We start from the raw sequence: 17,962 nt of genomic DNA on the forward strand, positions 1-17,962 counted from the left end.
GCAGAATGATAAAGTGTAAAAAGTGCGGTGCTGATTTTTCATGTCAGCCTGAAGGTGCGTGCTGGTGCATGGAAAAGCCCCGTGGCCTGCCGGTTCCGACGGATGCTCAGGCAGGGTGTCTCTGTCCTGTTTGTCTGGATGCCCTGACGAACCAAGGCCCTGAGACGGAAAGAAGATCATCTGGCAATAGCAGTAACCCTTCAATATCCAGACTGCTTTCCATGGTGGAAGCAACGGTTTCAAGGGCGCGTTCCACCCGCGCTGTGTAATCCAGTCCATCGGAGCGTGCGCCCCATCTGTCCAGCCATGCCGCGCGTTGGCTAGTCATGTCAAACAGACGGTGCACATAGCAGCCTGCAATACGACCGTCCGGGCTTATTGCTCCGTCCAACCGTCCGTCGTCGCATCTGATTAGGGGCATGACCCGGTGATGTGATCGAACTGTTTCCCCACAATGAATTTCGTAGCCGCTGAATCGCGCGCTATCGGAAAGCGTCATGCCTGAAGTCTGGTTGATCTGCTTGTCACGGGTCAGAACGGTATCAACCTCCAGAAGTCCAAGTCCTGGTATCGTGGTCGGGTTCCCTTCTATTCCGTCGGGATCATTTATGGTCTGTCCCAGCATCTGATAGCCACCGCAGAGACCGAATACATATCCACCCCGCCTGACGTGTCCCGCCAGATCAATATCCCATCCCTGCCGCCTGAAAAATTGCAGGTCTGCTATTGTCGCCTTGCTACCAGGAAGGAACACGACATGCGCGGACGCGGGAAGGGGCTGCCCGGGCCGGATCCGTGTGATCTTTACATGCGTTTCACCTTCCAGCGCATCAAGATCATCGAAATTGGCAATGCGGGGCATAAGGGGGACGGCTATCTCGATCCGTGAGGCCGCGGAACAGTCAACATCTTCAGGAATACTGTCTTCAGAAGGCAGTTCACGTATACTGTCTATCCAAGGAAGAACGCCAAGCCCCTTCCAGCCGGTAAACTTTTCTATGAAGTCATACCCAGATTGGAAAATGCTGGCGTCTCCCCGGAGGCGATTAACGATGAATCCCTTGATCAACTCACGGTCATCTGGATCAAGAACAGCATGGGTACCGGCGAGTGACGCGATAACGCCGCCCCGGTCTATATCGCCGATCATGACGACCGGAACATTCGCGGCTCTGGCAAAGCCCATATTGGCGATGTCGCCCTGACGTAGATTGATTTCCGCCGGGCTGCCCGCGCCCTCGACAATCACGAGATCGGATTGGCTACATAATGTCCTGAAGGCGGTCAGAACCTCGGGCAGGAATGCGGCCCGGCCACCGATAAAATTCGAAGCGTGCAGGTGTCCTTTTGCGCGTCCACGGACGATAACCTGCGCTGTATGATCACTTTCCGGTTTCAGAAGGACCGGATTCATAAGGGTGGAAGGGGCAATACGGCAGGCCTGCGCCTGAAGTGCCTGCGCCCGACCGATTTCACCTCCATCTACCGTCACGGCGGCATTGTTCGACATATTCTGGGGTTTGAAAGGCCGGACCGTCAGGCCACGGTTAGCGAAAACCCGGCATAAACCTGCCGTCAAAACGGACTTTCCGACATCGGATCCCGTGCCCTGCAACATGATCGCTGTCATGGAATCAGCCGCAGTCCGTAGCGCTCTTGATCGTGTCGGCAGGCACAAATCGCTCCATGCCCTCGTGAGCCCGCGCTGCCATGCGAAGCAGTTCGATATGCATGCGCGCGCGACCACGTCTTGTAGCGGGTATTTTCAGATTTTCCGGTGTTCCATGTTGACGAACATGGGCCTGGAATGTGCCTGAAACCTGCAAGTCTTCCTCCATGCCGAATTCCTCAAGCAACGGCAGAAAGGATAGATCGGCAAGCCGGTCATAATCATGGGAATCATCATCGGACGGTCGGAACGGTGCCGCCGGATGAAGTGTCAGGAAAGGCTGCCAGCCTTCCGGAATGGGATCGAGAGCAGAGCAGGACCGTTTCAACTTCACCAGTTTTGGCAGCAGGTGGGTATGGGCACCGAGTGGAGAGTCTCCATCAGGCGCGGGAATGGGTTGGTAGACCTCCAGCCTGCCAGCAGGCGAAAGCATGACCCTGTGGGGCTGGGCTTCCATCAGAAGCGCAAATGCAGCCGTGACGACGGCCAATGGGTCATCCGTATCAACAGCAAGGGCTTCAACCAGGCGGGCATTTTCTGTCCTTACACACATCCGGACCTGACCCACGCCAATTCCAAGATCAATCAGCCACGCATCACGATCCTCTGGTCGGACAGCGTCCGCATCCTTTCCCAGAACCTTCAGGGTATGCTTCGCAGTCAGTTGTAACGGGCCGCATAACGCCATGCTATGCCGCCAGCGTCTGCCTTTTCCGACGAGAGAGTCCCACGCAAGGGCATGCAAGGGTTCGCTGGGACTAATGCGTATGGCACCGCGTTGGGTGACGATCTCCAGCCCGTCAGGACATGGGGTGAGGCAGACCCTATCATCCGGAACATGATGGAATTCGCCGATCGCACCAAATGTTCCAATGCTCCAGCCGTTACGGAGATCCAGCGCCAGTGAAGTCAGCATGGAAGGCGTGATACGTTTCATCGGAAATATCCTGTGATTCATCAATCAGGCTGAAAATAACAGCAATCCTGACAGGATACTGAAAGATTGAATGCGGGTTGACAAGAACATCCCATCCGATCAGAACCGTTCCGACGGTGTCCCCTTTCGGGGGGATGAAAAGGGAACAGAGTGCGGATTGCGATCCAATGCTCCGGCTGCCCCCGCAACTGTAAACGGTCTGTCCTTGCATTACCGGATGTCATGGTCCGGGCACTGGAAACCGCGGTTTTCCGGGAAGGTTGTGCAGGACGCTACGCCGTGAGCCAGGAGACCTGCCGTCATGATGGTTGCGACCGGGAACTGTCGGGCGGGGTGTCCTGACGGTGTGGTGTTACAGGATTCCGTGCAGATCGGAAATCCTGTGGCAGCGCGCTCTCGTGGCAACGATGATGTGACCGCGAGACCTGAACCAGATGATCCTATTCCGTAATCTGCTGATTGCTTCCACCACGTTGATGACCATGGGGGTTGTAGTGGCGCGTGCCGATGATTCAGTCAGACAGCACGCGCCGCAAAAACAGTCCGCCAACCAGTACGTCATCGAGAATAAAAAATCGAAAGCCGTTGTTTCGTTGGGGGATACGGGTCTTCCCGAACTGATCAGCGTCAGTGCAGCCCGTCGGCCGACCTCCACCGATGATATCGGCACCAGCATGACCATCATCACGGAAAAGCAGATCCAGACCCAGCAGCGGCGCAGCCTGACGGATATTCTGGCACGCCAACCGGGCCTGAACGTGGTCCAGACAGGCGGCCCAGGGGGCACGTCATCCATTTTCATGCGTGGTAATAATTCCAACGAGGTCAAGGTCCGCCTGGATGGCATGGACATCAATGACGGAAGTTCCACCAATGGCATGTTCGATGCCGGTCAGTTTGTAACCGACGGCATGGGCCGGATCGAGATACTGCGTGGGCCTCAGAGCGGCCTGTACGGCGCCGACGCCATGGCGGGGGTTATCGACATTACCACGGCACAGGGGCAGGGCCGTTTCAAGCCGTTTGTCCGTATCGAAGGCGGTGGGTATGGTACCTTCAATCAGACCTTTGGCGCACGCGGCAGCAAGGGACGTTTTCATTATAATGTAGAATTCTCCCATTACCGGATGGATGGGTTCAACAATATCCCTTCCTATATCGAGCGTTATTATGGGGCCAACCGGCAGCAGCGGCATGAAGGCAACCGGAATGACAACCGTGGCGTCAATATCAGGCTGGGTTATGACGTCACCCATAATTTCGATCTTGGCCTGACCGCACGGCTGATACAGAGCAATTATCATTCCTACTCTCTGTATGACCTGCAAAGTGAAAATCTGTATGGTGATAAGGGTGTGCGGGAACAGAACAACCAGAACGAGGCCATCGTGCGCGGGACGGCCCATCTGGTTTCCTTTCACGGGCTTTTTGATCAGGTGCTTGGCCTTGGCTACATGACCAACCGCAACCGCTGGACGGAGACGGGCACGAGTTACGGCAGCCCGGTCAATCCAGACCCGGATTATTACCGTTCCAGCCGACTTAAGGTGGACTGGCACGGCACGTTCAATTTCAAGCAGTATGGCCAGCTTCTGATCGGTGCCGAACATTTCCATGATACGTTCAATACCAGCCATACGGCCTCAAGCATGTGGGACAGCGGATACGATACATCCGCCAGCATGGATACGACCGCAGGTTACGGGCAGTATCAGGGGAACTGGAACCATATTCTGTATGGTGCGGCCAATATTCGCTATGATGCCAATTCGCGCTACGGCAACCACGTGACATGGCGCGTGGCCCCGGCAATCCATGTGCCGGGCACCGGAACCATCATCAAGGCCAGCGCCGGTTCCGGTTTTCATGGTCCTTCGCTGTATCAGTTATTCGCAAATCAGGTGGGTGTGGGTTATTCGGAAAAGGGCAATCCCAACCTGAAGGCGGAACAGTTGATCGGCTATGACGCGGGTGTTGAGCAGAAACTGCTGCATGACCGTCTGAATTTCGGCGCAACCTGGTATGACAACCGGGTCAGGAACCTGATCCAGTCCTCGCTTTCGATTGATTCATCATATGACTACAACTACTCCTACGCCAATGTGGCGAAGGCGCGGATGTATGGTGTGGAAGCCTTCCTGAACTGGAAGGCGCTGAGCAATCTGGAATTTAACCTGAGCTATACCTGGACCCACGCCCGGGATGAGACGAACGACGTCCAGTTGCAACGCCGTCCCCAGCACAAGTTTAATTTCAATACGACATGGACCCCCATTCGCGACCTGACCTTTTCGGGCAATATCCTGTATACCAGTGGCTGGCGTGATCTGCCGGTTATTGGCAGCGAGTCCTGCAGCACATGCGCCAAGGGGCATGGTTATTTCACCATCGACGTGGCTGCCAATTACAAAATCAACCGCTACGTTTCCGTCTATGCCCGCGCCGACAACCTGCTGAACCGCCAGTTCGAGGATCCCATCGGCTATCTGCAGCCTGGTCGCGCCGGTTATGGCGGCTTCATGCTGAATTATTGACATGAAAAGCGTGGTCGCAGGGATGATGGCCGGTTTCCTTGCCTGTGTCCCGTTGGCACCGGCATGGGCTCTCCCGCGCGTGGCTTCGCTTAATCTCTGCACCGACCAGTTGTTGCTGCTGCTGGCCGAACCGGGCCAGATCGTCGGTATTACGCCGCTCGCCCGGGATTGCTGGAGCGCGGTGCTGTGCGAACAGGCACGACAGGCTCCCGTATTGCGACCCACGGCGGAAAGCATCGTGGCATCCCATCCCGATGTCGTGCTGGGTGGCATCTATACCGCGGCCGTCGCGATGCAGGCGGGGCGGGAAGGGGGCGCACAGGTTGTAGCCCTGCCACCCGCCCAATCCCTGACGGATATTCCGGTCCAGATCATGACGGTCGCCAACGCCATCGGCGTTCCTGAGCGTGGGCAGCAACTGGCTATGGCCTTTGCCACGCGCCTGGCCTCCCTTTCGGTCGAGCCTGGTTCCACCGATCCCACAGCAGCCGTCTATGCGGCCAACGGCTTTGTCACCCATAAGGGCTCGCTTCCGGATGATGTCCTTGCCCATGCCGGCTTTCGTAATTACGCAACGATCATGGGGCACCAGTCATCTTCCCGTTTTTCCATGGAACTGCTGATTGCACGGCCACCCGATCTCCTGATCCTTGACCGTTCGGGGAAGGGAACGTCCCTTGCACAGTCCATGCTGGATCACCCGGCGTTGAAGCAGGCCTTTGCCGGGCCGCATCATCTGGATCTGCCCGCACGGCTTTGGTTGTGTGGCCTGCCACAGACACTGGATAGTGTCGTCATGCTGCGTAACGCACGGCACAACCTTGAAATGTCCGCCCCATGAAACCTGCCCATCAAACCATGCTGCTGAACGTCATGCTTCTGGCTGGTGTCATGGGGCTGTTTGTTACCTCGCTCATGTGGGGAGAAACCCGCATCATGTTTTCACATGCACTGGCGGACCTGCTGGCCGGGCGGCATACCGCAGGCGCGATCATTGTGGAGCGCCTGCGCCTGCCGCGTACCCTGCTGGCCATCCTGGTGGGCGGGACGCTTGGCCTGTCGGGGGCGGTTCTGCAGGGCTATCTACGCAATCCGCTGGCCGATCCCGGCATCCTGGGGGTATCAGGTGGAGCGGCACTTGGGGCGGTCAGCGTGTTCTATACCGGCCTCATGCAGGTGTCCATCGCGGCCCTGCCGCTGGGTGGGCTGACGGGGGCGCTGTGTGCGGCGGCCGTGCTGATGGGACTGGTGGGACGTGGTGGCACGCTGGTGCTGCTGCTGGCGGGGGCTGCACTCAGCAGTTTTGCCGCAGCCCTGACAGCACTGGTGCTGAACCTTGTGCCCAGCCCCTATGCGTCATTCGAGATCATGCACTGGCTCATGGGGTCATTGACGGACCGGACCTTTACCCATGTCTGGATCTGCCTGCCGGGTGTGGTGTGTGGCACGCTGCTCATGCTGTCCGCGGGGCGTGCGCTGGATGCGCTGACATTGGGGGAGGATGTGGCCGCAAGCCTTGGCTTCCAGCTGCATGGCCCGCGCGGCGTCCAGACGCGTATCGTGCTGGGCGCGGCGCTAGCCGTCGGCTCATGCGTGGCGGTTTCAGGAGCGATCGGCTTTGTGGGGCTGGTGGTGCCACATCTGTTGCGGCCGCTTGTGGGATATCAGCCATCGCGTCTGCTCCTGCCGTCATTTCTGGGGGGAGGCCTGCTGCTGCTGCTGGCGGATATGGTGGTGCGTGTGGTGGCGGTCGGGCCTGAACTGCAACTGGGTGTGCTAACGGCACTGGTGGGCGCACCGGTTTTCTTCGCCCGCGTCATCATGCTGAAAAGAACCGTGTCATGATCCTGCTGCAGGCACGCGACGTGTCGCTCCGGCGCGGGGATCGGGCTGTCGTCTCGGCCGCGTCCCTGACCCTTGCGCAGGGACGGGTCATTGGCCTGATCGGGCCGAATGGCGCGGGGAAAAGTACCTTCATGCGCCTGCTGGCGGGGCTGGAGGCACCCGATCATGGGGATGTCCGGATTCTTGATCGCAGCATGGGCCAGATCTCTTCCGCGCTGCGCGCCCGGCAACTTGCCTTCATCCCCCAGGACGGGGGGACGCCGCCACCCATGCCGGTGCGTGCGCTGGTCGCACTCGGACGCCTGCCGCATGGGCAGGCGGGCGACCATGCCGTCCGTCACCCGGCGGTGGGCCACGCCCTTGATGTCACCGGCTTGCAGGACCTGTGCGCCCGTCCGGCCAGCCACCTGTCAGGCGGGGAGCGGGCTCGCATGAATCTGGCGCGTGCGCTGGCGACCGATACGCCGGTCATACTGGCGGACGAGCCGATTGCGGCGCTCGATCCCGCTCATGCCCTGTCCATGATGCATCTGTTCCGCCAGCAGGCAGGGCAGGGAAAGGGGATCGTCGTCGTGCTGCATGATCTGGTTCTGGCGACCCGTTTCTGCGATGAACTGGTGCTGATGGATGATGGCGCCGTCATCCGCCATGGCCCGGCCCTGCAGGTGCTGGATGATGACATCATGCGCGTCGTGTACGGCGTAACGGTCCGGCGGGTCGAGGACGCGGTCCTTCCGTGGTCCCTGTGCCGCTAACGTGTGCGGCCCGCTGGGACATCCTGCCCATGACACCTTGCGTCCGGCCGCTCGGTTCGGGCACAATGTTGTCTTATCAAGTCGATGGTCCCACGCGAGTGGGTTAATAGGGAACGCCGTCACGCTCCGGCCGGGTCATGAACCCGGGAGCCAAGTCGGAGGCTGCTCCCGCAACTGTAGGCGGTATGCCGCCGGTTCATTTCACCCGGACGGGGTGAGTCACTGTTTCCGAAAAGGAAATGGGAAGGCAGAACCGGCTGGCCATGATCCGTAAGCCAGGAGACCTGCCATCGTCATACATCAAGCCGTCGGACGGGATGTGCCGAAGGCGGGAGAAGCTTAATGCCGGTATGGCAGAAAGCCGCGTGCCATGATGGCACGACCGAAGGCGTGCCTGCGCGCCAGTATTCCATAGATCACTTCCCGAATATCGCCAGACTGCTTACGGCGACACTTGGTTTTCCCGATGCTGATGAGATGCGTGGGGTGCGATGCCAGCACGCGGCAGGCATTTCCCATATCGCTACGGCCAATAGCCCATGGCGGGACAGAGTTGTGCAGACTGCCCGCATGTTTGGCGTGGGCACCGACAATACAGTCACAGCCTGTGATCCGATGCACGGCAATTACAGAAAGCCCATCCTCAGACCGGGGCAGGCGTTCCATCTTGCGCGCAACTGGCCCCGCGACGCATTTCTTGCAGCGGAACAACTGGGTATCAGCACCCGGCCTGTTCTGCTGGGGCCGGTCAGTTTCCTTGCGTTATGCGGCATGACAAAGGGAGACAGTGTCGGCCAGGGACTGATGCGCCTGCTACCCGCCTATATTGAATGCTTCGAACAACTGAACAACGCGGGATGCTTCTGGATCCAGATTGATGAGCCAATCCTTGCCCATCCTGGCCTGCCCGCAGCCACGCTGACCCATATGGATGTTGCCTGGCATGTCCTCAGTGAAGCATCAAGGGGCACTTCACTTGTTCTGGTCGGAGGGAGCGGGGGCTTCGGGCGACATCTTCCTTTCGTGCTGCAGCTACCTTTTGGCGGCCTGCATGTGGACGTTGTGCATGGCTATCGCGATTTCCCGTATGTCCTGCAGCATTTCCCGGCGCATCACTGGCTCTCGCTGGGGCTGGTCGATAGCTGCAGCGCGGCGCTACCCACATCAGCATGGCGCACGGCATCGTGGAACAGACGCTGCGTTCGCATCGGCCGGATCGTCTCATGATCGCGCCATCGGGTGCGCTAAGTGACAGCAATGCCCTGACCGATCCGGACATTACGAACGTCCTGCCGCAGAAAATGTCCGAAATCGTGGCCGTAGCCAGCCGACGCACGATAGCACGTCGCAGCGCATCCATCCGCGACTTTTGCGAAAATGATATCCGTTTTGTCCCATGCGCTGATAACAGCGTGAGACATTGAAAATATCATGACAGGAAATACATCGAAAACAGCCGCCCTGGATGGGGCTGCTTTGCCACAACAGGACATCCGTCGTGTCCGCAGCAATCCGGATTTCTGGTATCCGGTTGCATGGTCTCGCGAGCTTCGTCGGGGCAGGGCGATTGGCGTACGGTACGCGGGGCAACCCATCGTGGTGGTCAGGCCCGAGGCCGGGGCCATCTTTGCGCTGGATGATGTTTGCCCCCACCGGCAGTTACCACTCAGCAAGGGAGAAGTGTGTGGAGATTTCATTCGCTGTGCATACCATGGACTGAAATACAGTCGGCGTGGCCAGTGTTTTTCCCCCGGCATGAAGCTGGAAAACGAACCGCCACGACTGCGGACATGGGCATGCCGCGAGAAGGATGGTCTCATCTTTGTGTTCATGGGGGATCTGGAAAAATCCGATAGCATTGCGCTGCCGGACTTTCCACGTGTCCGTGACCCCCATTACCGTACCCGCCGGTTTGGAAAAGTCGTGCAATGTCACTACAGCTTCATGCATGAAAACCTGATGGACATGAACCACCAGATTCTGCACAGCCGACTGGTCGGAAGCATGAAGCCACGGTTTCTAGGCATGGATCGGGGTGAGGATTTTGTGGAGGCCCGCTATACCTTTGCCCGCACGTCTGGCAGGCAGCCGCTGAGCGAGGCTCTGATTTACGGGCAGCGTCGCAAGGATGGCCGGGATTTTGCCTATCGGGATGTCATGACCATCCGCACGCAGTATCCCTATCAGACATTGCGGATCGAGACGGAGGGGATTGATGAACCGGTCATGGAACTGTGGATTGCATATGTGCCACAGGACCGGGAAGAATTGATCAACCGGGTATTTGGCCTGCTCTCCATACGCAGGTTGAAAATACCATTTTTACTGGATCTGGCGTGGCCGCTGCTGATCGCCTTTACGGAGCGTGTTTTCACAGAAGATCGCGAAATTGTTGAACTGGAGCAGCAGGCCTGGCGGGAGCAGGACGGCGACCGGAATCAGGAGGTCTTTCCAGTTATCATGCGCTGCGCCAACTGCTTATCCAGAATGGTATGCCGTCCCAGAAAGATATCGGATAATAAACTGATAGACGCCCATGCCCCGTCTCAAGGCGCATGGGCATCTTCTCCTGACCAGGCACCACGCAGATCAGGTGCTCATTTTGCAGTTCGGGCCGATATGACCGCGATAAGGAAGCCATGTCTGTGTCTGTCCGAACATCGGAATCCCGAGATAGCCCCGTAACTTGAGTTGTCCGGACTGGTTAACCCACATGCGCGCTTGATACACATGATTGGTATTGGGGTCGAGAATGGACCCGTTCCACCGGTCTGGTTGATCCGGATCCGGCACGAAGTCCCGCAGCATGGGCAACCCACATTCCGAACGGCCCGTCTGGTCGCGTGGGATGTCATTACTATAGTTCAGGCCAACCAGCTTTCCACACAGATGGTCGCCACACCGTGTGATCTCGAAAACACCCTTGTGATTTCTGGTGACCCATTGCCCCAGAACGGCGGGCGGAACTGTTGTCGCTGGAGGAACTTGTGCGTGAACAGCAGCCCCTCCAATCATGATACTGAGTATTAGCGAGACACAGGTTGCTTTTTGCGCAATATTCATGATGTGTCTTTCGTCGCTTCGTACATGACTAAAATTATGGAACATCGGCGGATCTATCGGAGAATTCGGATCGAAAAGCGCATGATTGATGCCCCGAGATGCGCGCCATGGGAATGAGCGGCGAGGGTGCTATCTACGCCATGGACGTTTTCCATGATAGCCTTGTCGCGCCTGCTGCCCATTGCTGCACCGGCTTGAAGGGCCCAGTAAGGGTCTTCAGCAACATGCGGGCGTTTCAGGCCGGTTGTCAGAAACGCGCCGGTCCCGCGATGCTGCATCACGATGTTTCCGCCAGAAACAGGAAACATGGGGGGCATTGATCGGCCGCATTGGTCTTCCCATGACGCATGGGAAATCTCCTGCCTTCGGTGCATCCCGCCCGACGACGTGGTTTGCAGACGATGGCAGGTCTCCTGGCTCACGGATCATGGCCAGCCAGTTCATGCCTTCCCATTCCCCAAGGGAAACAGTGGCTCACCCGCAGGTGAACGAACTGGTGGCATACCGCATACAGTTGCGGGAGCAGCCGCTGACTGGCTCCCGGAACAGAATTGTCCAGCCAGAGCGTTACAGCGTTCCCTTTTAACCCGCTCGCGCGGGGCCATCATCAATCAAGGGTCTCATTCCATTATGCGCGAAGTGAGAGGAACGCCCAATTCCTCGAAACGCGATGCCGGCCTGCATGGAACGAAGAGCTTGTTGATGCCAATCAAACTTGTCGCTCCGATCCAATAAGTGTAGGTCACTCAGTGTCTTCATCTTCGAAACACGCGGGTGGGGATACGCGCCCGCGCGTTAGCCACTATGTTGTCAATCAGGCGTTCGGGCTTGATGCGCTATACAAGTGCATGGCGGCGTCACGCGCGCCAATTGTCCATTGCGCGGAAATATAGGCCTGAAGCAAGGCCATGAGCGCCTCGACCCCGTGCGTGTCCGATAAATCGCGGGCTGTATCCACATAGGCGAGAGCTTCTAATAGCAGGGGCGAAAACAGTTCCTCAAGATAGTCGCCCCGCGCCTTCGGCGCAGCGGGTAATCGGCCAGCGGAAGGTACCAGACGTAGGAATGTTTCAAATCCATCCGCACGAATGCGGTCTTCCGGATTGGGGGCAGGGAGTTCAGTCTTGGCTATTGCCTGAATTACATCTTCCCGCAGAGGTGCGGATTCCATAAGGCGGGATACCGAGACAGAACGCTGACGTCGCCGCTGTTGTATGAGAATAAAATCAGGCGAAGGGACGGGAGAGGCCATTTTTCGTTTCACCGGGAATCGGATCGGATTAACTGGAAAGATCTGCATCGGACAGGCCTTCTTGAGTCAGGATGCGAGCATCCTCGTCACGCCATGCCGCGATCATGTCTGGGTTCTGACTGAGCCATCCAATTCTCTCGGCACAATATACAGGAACTCTGAATTTCTGGCCGCGCTGATTGTTCAGGATTGTTCCTGTCTGGTGCAGGCGCCCGTCTCGTGTCCAGAAAAGACGCTCCTGGTTGGTGATCCCCAGAATCTGTCGAACCTGTCGCGGCGTAAACGGACGAAAAGACAGCGCGGTGATCTGTTTTTCCACCGAGTTGGCAATAGCCTCCAGAGCATCTGTCCTTTCACGCATAATGGCGGCTATAAAGCGGGCGAAAAGCTGCTTTACCTCTGGTAGCCGCAGGCGAAGGGACGAGGATTGATCCAGACAGGCCGCAATAAGCATCCGAATTGCAACAACCGGCTCTGGCTCCGTAATGGTCGCCATTAGGCGCGACGCAATGGAAGGGAGTACCATGCTCATATCTGTGTTCATGGATATTTCTTTTTATCAGAATAAAACGTAGGTACCTGTGTCCTGGGGTCAGGAAAGTACATGCGAATTATAAGCCGCAGGCCGCGAGGTCTGTTGCTAAGGTTGCCTTACGAAGCCGGGATTCATTCAAGCACAGGCTAACGATCCGCATACATATGGAGGCTTGATAGATATATCGATACGCGAAAGAACGCGTCATAGCTGATCTCCTGCCACCGGTCGGTCCCGCCCGGTAGCACGGTTTGCGACGGTAGCAGGTTTCCTGGCTCACGGATCATGGCAGCTCGGTCCTGTCTTCCCACTCCCTTACTGGAAGCAGTGACCCATCTGATCGGACATCAGATGATCGGATCCGGCTACATACCGCCTACAGTTGCGGACGCAGCTACCGACTGGCTCCCGGATCATCGCAGATCCCGCCAGAGCTTACGGTATTCCCTATTAATCCGCTTGCGCGGCACCACCGACATAAAAGCTGGTCGCAATATGCGTCAGATTTCGTGATCTACGCAATATGGATTTTCCAAAAAACCTGCGATGAAAGAGCATGGTATCCTTCACACAGACGGGAAGCTGGCAGGCTTGCACTGCTCGCGGGCGTGCGTCACACTACCTCTACATCAAAGGCCCCGTGCGAACGGGTTAATAGGGAACGCCGTGCGTTCTGGCAGGACTTATCAGGGTCCGGGAACAAGTCGGTGGCTGCCCCCGCAACTGTAAGCGGAGAGATACCGGATCGTATGTCCTCTTAACAGGACCCGTCACTGGCTATGCTCAACAGGCCGGGAAGACAGAACCGATATCAAGGACCCGTAAGCCAGGAGACCTGCCTTTGTGACGTAACCAGTTCTATCGGGCGGGGCGCCCGACAGACGGAGTGGCGATCATGTCTTCTGTTTTATCTGCTGCGTTCCCCATCCAGCGTGTTCTTTCCTGACCAGTTCTGAAGAATTACATCCATTGGCCAATGGCGTGTCGCGGGTCTAATCCCGTCAAACGCTACAAGGGGAACATGAGAAATGCGTACATATTTTGGCGGCAACCAGCGAAATGGCACAGGTCGATCTTATTTCGGATCGGAGAGCCTGACTCCCGCACAGAAACGGGCCATTCTGTCCCTGCCGAAAGACGGGGGGTATGGAACCTTGCTGGATGGAGGAAGCATCAGATCATCTCTCGTACTGATGGGCTTTATTGCAGGTGGATGTTCTGCGCGATGGGGGATGGGGCATTCCCGCCTTACCGCACGCGGTCGGGAACTGCGACACAAACTCGAAGGCTGCGGATCTTAGAATCCTGTCGGCAGTATGCGTTGTGAGATAGGAACAGAGAATTTCTACGATACAGAGATCGCCGACCGGTTGGTCCACGGACAAATTTTCAGCGTTCACCATGACTTTATTTCGTGTCTCCGTCGTGAACTCCGGGACAGGAGAAAGACGCATCGACTCACCTGTCGGCACTAAAAAAGTGACTGCGTCAGGCACGGATCACGCTATCCATCTGTCGCCAGGTCCAGCAGTGCTTATCATTTTCTATTCTTTTTGACCCCGTACAGTCAGGCATGTCTTGACTCACTGATTCATACCCGCGAGTTCTATAAAATCGCGTAAATATTGAATGTCTTCATCCGTCTCGCGATGACCAAGAAAGATCTGTTTCGCAATACCGTTTATACCAAGTTTAACAGGATAAAGCTCAAAGCGAGAGGCATATTCTTCGACAAGCCATCGTGGAAGTGCTGCAACACCGCGGCCATGTGATACCATGACAAGCATGATATCGGTCGTTTCTATCTGCTTCTGCTGTCGCGGGGCTATGCCTGCGGGTTGCAAAAACTGAGTATAGATATCGAGGCGCTCTGACGGTACGGGGTATGTAATCAGTATTTCGCCAATGAGCTGATCTGGCAAAACATACTGTGAATTTCGCAAAGGATGTTCGGGGCCTACAACTAGTACCAGTTCATAGTCAAAAACCGACGTAAATTTAAGGCCTGGCTTGTAGAGCGGATCCGGGGTCACAAGAATATCGATCTCGTTGCTGAATAGCGCACCTATTCCGCCAAACTGAAATTTCTGGCGTACATCTACATCTACCTTGGGCCATCTTTCCAGATAGGGCGACACTACTTTCAAAAGCCATTGATAGCAGGGATGACACTCCATCCCGATGCGAAGCGTTCCGCGCTCGCCAAGGGCGAACTGTTCAAGCCGATCTTCTGCCAGCGTGAATTGTGGAAGGAGACGGTTGGCAAGAGACAGGAGCCACTCTCCCGCCTGAGTGAGCACGAGAGAGCGTCCTTCACGTTGCCATATCTTCACGCCAAGCTGGCTTTCCAGCTTGCGGATGGAATGACTAAGCGCAGGCTGGGTCAGATTGAGGCGCGCTCCTGCAGCCGTCAATGAGCCTTCGCGCGCAACTTCCTGAATGATCGCCAAATGGCTGCGCTCAAGAATACTCATGTTCTACGCACCATATATGATTGCCGTTTATACATCTATGAAAACATATCATTTTTCTTCATATATCCGAAACCCTATCTTCCAGAAGCCATACATCATCTGGATAAATCTTCATGGTTACGACCCATAATCTCGGCTTCCCTCGCATCGGCTTCAAACGTGAACTCAAGTTCGCCCTTGAAGCTTACTGGAAAGGCCAGTCTTCCCTCGCCATGCTGGAGCAGGTTGGCACGGAACTACGCTCACGCCACTGGCGGGATCAGGCTGGTCTGGATTTCGCACCGGTCGGTGATTTTTCCTTTTACGATCAGGTGCTGGACACGAGCTTCATGCTTGGAAACCTGCCCACCCGTGTGCGTGACTTCCATGGTGACCAACTCGATAATTATTTCCGGGTTGCCCGCGGTCGCTCGGCAACGGTTGTTGAAGAAAAGCCCGGATGCTGCGGCGGTGTCGCCGCCGGTGAAATGACTAAATGGTTCGATACAAACTATCATTATATCGTTCCGGAATTTGATGCCGAGACGACGTTTACCCTTGATGCTTCGCGGTTGCTGAGCCAGTTGGACGAAGCGCGGAAGCAGGGTATCCGGACGAAGCCGGTCATTATCGGCCCGATAACCTATCTTGCACTCGGTAAGGCCAAAGATGGTTCGGACAAGCTGGATCTGCTGCCGCGACTGTTGCCCGTATATGCCAGACTGCTCGATGCGCTTGCTCAGACGGGTGCCGGATGGGTGCAGATCGATGAGCCGGTTCTGGTAACGGAACTGGATGCATCGTGGCAGAACGCTTTCGTGCAGACCTATCAGGCGCTTGATACCCGCCGGGTCAAACTGCTGCTGGCCACGTACTTCGGTCAGCTGCGCGAAAATCTGGCCCTGGTGAGCAGGCTCCCCGTGCAGGGCGTGCATCTCGATACCATTAATGCGCGGGAGGAGGTCGCTGAACTGGTAAAGACGAGCCCGCCAGATCGGATAATTTCCCTCGGGATCGTCAATGGCCGAAATATCTGGAAGACGGACCTGGAAGCGACGCTGGACTGGCTGGAACCTGTGGCAAAGCTGCTGGGAGACCGGCTCTGGATCGCGCCGTCCTGTTCCCTGCTGCACGTGCCTGTGGATCTGGCGGCCGAAGAGAAGATGGACGCCGAGATCAGCTCGTGGCTGGCTTTTGCCGTGCAGAAGCTGGACGAAATCCGCGTGCTGGCCCTTGCTCTTGACCGGGGGCGTTCTGCTGTGACGTCAGAACTGGTTACCAATCGGGCTGCGCTGGACTCACGCCACAGTTCGCCCCGCGTAAACAATCCGGATGTAAAAAAAGCCATTGCGGCCATCACTGAAACGCTTGGCCGTCGGATGAGTGAATTTGGGGCTCGCGCAGCAAAACAGGCCGCACTGCTGCAACTGCCGCTTTACCCGACCACCACCATCGGCTCTTTTCCCCAAACTAGAGAAATCCGTCTCGCGCGCAGTCAGTTCAAATCCGGAAAAATTGACGAAGGAACATATAAGGCAACCATGCGTCGTGAAATCGAACATGCGGTGCGCGAGCAGGAAAAGCTGGGTCTGGACGTGCTGGTCCACGGCGAGGCGGAACGCAACGACATGGTCGAATATTTCGGTGAGCAGCTTGAGGGGTATGTGTTCAGCCAGAATGGATGGGTTCAGTCCTACGGTTCGCGCTGTGTAAAACCGCCGATCCTGTTCGGAGATATCAGCCGCCCCAAGGCAATGACGGTAGAGTGGATCAGCTACGCAGCATCCCTTACCGATAAACCAATGAAAGGCATGCTGACTGGGCCAGTCACGATTCTTAACTGGTCCTTTGTCCGAGATGACCAGCCGCGCTCGGCCTCATGCTTTCAGCTTGCGCTCGCCATCCGGGATGAGGTCCTGGATCTGGAAAAGGCTGGCATTCGCATCATCCAGATCGACGAGGCTGCCTTGCGTGAGGGCCTGCCGCTGCGCAAATCGCAATGGCAGGACTATCTGACGTGGGCGGTGGAGGCCTTCTGCATTGCAGCCAATGGTGTCGCTGATGAAACCCAGATCCACACACATATGTGTTATTCAGAGTTCAACGACATTATCGCCGCTATTGCTGCCATGGACGCAGACGTTATCACCATTGAAACCTCGCGCTCCGACATGGAGTTGCTTGATGTCTTCGAGACGTTCAACTACCCGAACCAGATTGGACCGGGGGTCTACGACATCCACTCACCCAACATCTCCACCGAAGCGCAGATGGTTACTTTGATGGAGAAAGCGAATGAGCGCATTCCAGCACAACGTCTGTGGGTGAATCCGGATTGCGGGCTCAAGACGCGCCAGTGGAACGAGGTCATCCCGGCACTCGTCAATATGGTACGCGCGGCCCGCACGCTGCGGGAGAAGTCGGCCTGAACCGCGGACTACACGTGGCGGACGCTGCAGTCGGGTGATTGTATCAAAGCTGTGACCATTCCCTGACGATAACATGAGAGACTGGTCGCACGTCACCGGAAAGCAATGCGTCTGACCGGCTCTCGCTATCAGGGACCGGTAAGACGCCCGGCATAGCTTTCGTCCATTCGTACTTATCGGTACAAAGCCATTGTTGGCATAACAAAACTTATGAAATACAAAGATTTGGTTGTGTTACTGGCCTTGGTCTTTGTCATAAAGACGGAATATTCCCACTTTGCGTCGTTCCTACCTCGTAGGCGACGGACGGCGCTGCTGTTCGCCAGATCGAGGATCGCCATCGGTTCGCCGCGTAAGTTGGCATGACCCTCACTCCAGTTCGGTCGCGCGTCGACTTATCTGAAATTAACACACCATAAAATCCGAGGACTAAACACCTTAGGTCGAGGAGATAATCGGGTTGAATGATGGGCCACGCTGGGTCGTCGAC

At 56.7% G+C, this 17,962-nt stretch carries 13 protein-coding genes, 1 pseudogene and 5 riboswitches; of the genes and pseudogenes, 7 read left to right on the forward strand and 7 right to left on the reverse strand.

Annotated features, from left to right (window positions below):
* Positions 1–106: 106 nt before the first annotated feature.
* On the reverse strand, positions 107–1,630 hold the full coding sequence (locus tag JCM25156_RS01530) for a cobyric acid synthase (protein WP_025811775.1): 1,524 nt from the start codon (positions 1,628–1,630) through the stop codon (positions 107–109).
* A gap of 4 nt (positions 1,631–1,634) precedes the next feature.
* The gene (locus JCM25156_RS30440; RefSeq protein WP_227000950.1) at positions 1,635–2,606 is read right to left on the reverse strand and encodes a DUF6925 family protein; all 972 of its coding nucleotides are present in this window, start codon (positions 2,604–2,606) and stop codon (positions 1,635–1,637) included.
* Between the two features lie 97 nt (positions 2,607–2,703).
* Positions 2,704–2,921, forward strand: a riboswitch (cobalamin riboswitch).
* 119 nt (positions 2,922–3,040) lie between these two features.
* On the opposite strand from JCM25156_RS30440, the gene JCM25156_RS01550 reads away from it, so the two are divergent.
* From JCM25156_RS01550 to JCM25156_RS01575, 6 genes and pseudogenes are all read left to right on the forward strand, one after another.
* On the forward strand, positions 3,041–5,140 hold the full coding sequence (locus JCM25156_RS01550) for a TonB-dependent receptor plug domain-containing protein (RefSeq protein ID WP_010516556.1): 2,100 nt from the start codon (positions 3,041–3,043) through the stop codon (positions 5,138–5,140).
* 1 nt (position 5,141) lies between these two features.
* Positions 5,142–5,981 carry an ABC transporter substrate-binding protein gene (locus JCM25156_RS01555; protein WP_025811780.1) on the forward strand — a complete coding sequence of 280 codons (840 nt, stop codon included), beginning with the start codon at positions 5,142–5,144 and terminating at the stop codon, positions 5,979–5,981.
* A gap of 17 nt (positions 5,982–5,998) precedes the next feature.
* Entirely contained in the window at positions 5,999–6,985 is a 987-nt protein-coding gene (locus JCM25156_RS01560; protein ID WP_372380121.1) for a FecCD family ABC transporter permease, read from the forward strand.
* Positions 6,982–7,740, forward strand: a complete 759-nt coding sequence (locus JCM25156_RS01565; protein WP_007396782.1) for an ABC transporter ATP-binding protein — start codon at positions 6,982–6,984, stop codon at positions 7,738–7,740. Before JCM25156_RS01560 ends, JCM25156_RS01565 begins: the two co-directional genes overlap by 4 nt.
* Positions 7,741–7,808: 68 nt before the next feature.
* Positions 7,809–8,046: riboswitch (cobalamin riboswitch) on the forward strand.
* Positions 8,047–8,082: 36 nt separating this feature from the next.
* Complete coding sequence (locus JCM25156_RS20615) at positions 8,083–8,967, forward strand: uroporphyrinogen decarboxylase/cobalamine-independent methonine synthase family protein (RefSeq protein ID WP_242402385.1); 885 nt, start codon at positions 8,083–8,085, stop codon at positions 8,965–8,967.
* Between the two features lie 204 nt (positions 8,968–9,171).
* A pseudogene (locus JCM25156_RS01575) lies at positions 9,172–10,259 on the forward strand (Rieske 2Fe-2S domain-containing protein).
* A gap of 70 nt (positions 10,260–10,329) precedes the next feature.
* Here JCM25156_RS01575 and JCM25156_RS27460 read toward each other — a convergent pair.
* The 5 genes from JCM25156_RS27460 to JCM25156_RS01595 form a co-directional block, all read right to left on the reverse strand.
* On the reverse strand, positions 10,330–10,848 hold the full coding sequence (locus tag JCM25156_RS27460) for a DUF2147 domain-containing protein (protein WP_084296393.1): 519 nt from the start codon (positions 10,846–10,848) through the stop codon (positions 10,330–10,332).
* An 8-nt stretch (positions 10,849–10,856) separates the two neighbouring features.
* Positions 10,857–11,225 (reverse strand): hypothetical protein, encoded by a 369-nt coding sequence (locus tag JCM25156_RS27465; RefSeq protein WP_227000946.1) that lies wholly within the window; start codon positions 11,223–11,225, stop codon positions 10,857–10,859.
* Positions 11,190–11,424: riboswitch (cobalamin riboswitch) on the reverse strand. (Overlaps the previous gene by 36 nt.)
* 193 nt (positions 11,425–11,617) lie before the next feature.
* A complete protein-coding gene (locus tag JCM25156_RS01585) occupies positions 11,618–12,103 on the reverse strand; it encodes a hypothetical protein (protein ID WP_025811787.1) in 486 nt (161 codons plus the stop codon).
* Entirely contained in the window at positions 12,084–12,551 is a 468-nt protein-coding gene (locus JCM25156_RS01590) for a hypothetical protein (protein ID WP_242402386.1), read from the reverse strand. The genes JCM25156_RS01585 and JCM25156_RS01590 overlap by 20 nt, the downstream gene beginning before the upstream one ends.
* A gap of 283 nt (positions 12,552–12,834) precedes the next feature.
* Positions 12,835–13,079, reverse strand: a riboswitch (cobalamin riboswitch).
* A gap of 127 nt (positions 13,080–13,206) precedes the next feature.
* Positions 13,207–13,447, forward strand: a riboswitch (cobalamin riboswitch).
* A gap of 726 nt (positions 13,448–14,173) precedes the next feature.
* Complete coding sequence (locus tag JCM25156_RS01595) at positions 14,174–15,064, reverse strand: LysR family transcriptional regulator (RefSeq protein ID WP_025811791.1); 891 nt, start codon at positions 15,062–15,064, stop codon at positions 14,174–14,176.
* Positions 15,065–15,177: 113 nt separating this feature from the next.
* Between JCM25156_RS01595 and metE the strand changes: the two genes are divergently transcribed.
* Positions 15,178–17,472 (forward strand): 5-methyltetrahydropteroyltriglutamate--homocysteine S-methyltransferase, encoded by a 2,295-nt coding sequence (gene metE / locus JCM25156_RS01600; protein WP_025811793.1) that lies wholly within the window; start codon positions 15,178–15,180, stop codon positions 17,470–17,472.
* Positions 17,473–17,962: the final 490 nt, after the last annotated feature.

The sequence above is a fragment of the Komagataeibacter kakiaceti JCM 25156 genome, from assembly GCF_000613305.1.

Coding starts and splice junctions, on each gene's coding strand:
- JCM25156_RS01530 (WP_025811775.1), bottom strand. CDS start 1,630: ATGACAGCGATCATGTTGCAGGGCACGGGATCCGATGTCGGAAAGTCC.
- JCM25156_RS30440 (WP_227000950.1), bottom strand. CDS start 2,606: ATGAAACGTATCACGCCTTCCATGCTGACTTCACTGGCGCTGGATCTC.
- JCM25156_RS01550 (WP_010516556.1), top strand. CDS start 3,041: ATGATCCTATTCCGTAATCTGCTGATTGCTTCCACCACGTTGATGACC.
- JCM25156_RS01555 (WP_025811780.1), top strand. CDS start 5,142: ATGAAAAGCGTGGTCGCAGGGATGATGGCCGGTTTCCTTGCCTGTGTC.
- JCM25156_RS01560 (WP_372380121.1), top strand. CDS start 5,999: ATGCTGCTGAACGTCATGCTTCTGGCTGGTGTCATGGGGCTGTTTGTT.
- JCM25156_RS01565 (WP_007396782.1), top strand. CDS start 6,982: ATGATCCTGCTGCAGGCACGCGACGTGTCGCTCCGGCGCGGGGATCGG.
- JCM25156_RS20615 (WP_242402385.1), top strand. CDS start 8,083: ATGCCGGTATGGCAGAAAGCCGCGTGCCATGATGGCACGACCGAAGGC.
- JCM25156_RS27460 (WP_084296393.1), bottom strand. CDS start 10,848: ATGTTCCATAATTTTAGTCATGTACGAAGCGACGAAAGACACATCATG.
- JCM25156_RS01585 (WP_025811787.1), bottom strand. CDS start 12,103: ATGCAGATCTTTCCAGTTAATCCGATCCGATTCCCGGTGAAACGAAAA.
- JCM25156_RS01590 (WP_242402386.1), bottom strand. CDS start 12,551: ATGGCGACCATTACGGAGCCAGAGCCGGTTGTTGCAATTCGGATGCTT.
- JCM25156_RS01595 (WP_025811791.1), bottom strand. CDS start 15,064: ATGAGTATTCTTGAGCGCAGCCATTTGGCGATCATTCAGGAAGTTGCG.
- metE (WP_025811793.1), top strand. CDS start 15,178: ATGGTTACGACCCATAATCTCGGCTTCCCTCGCATCGGCTTCAAACGT.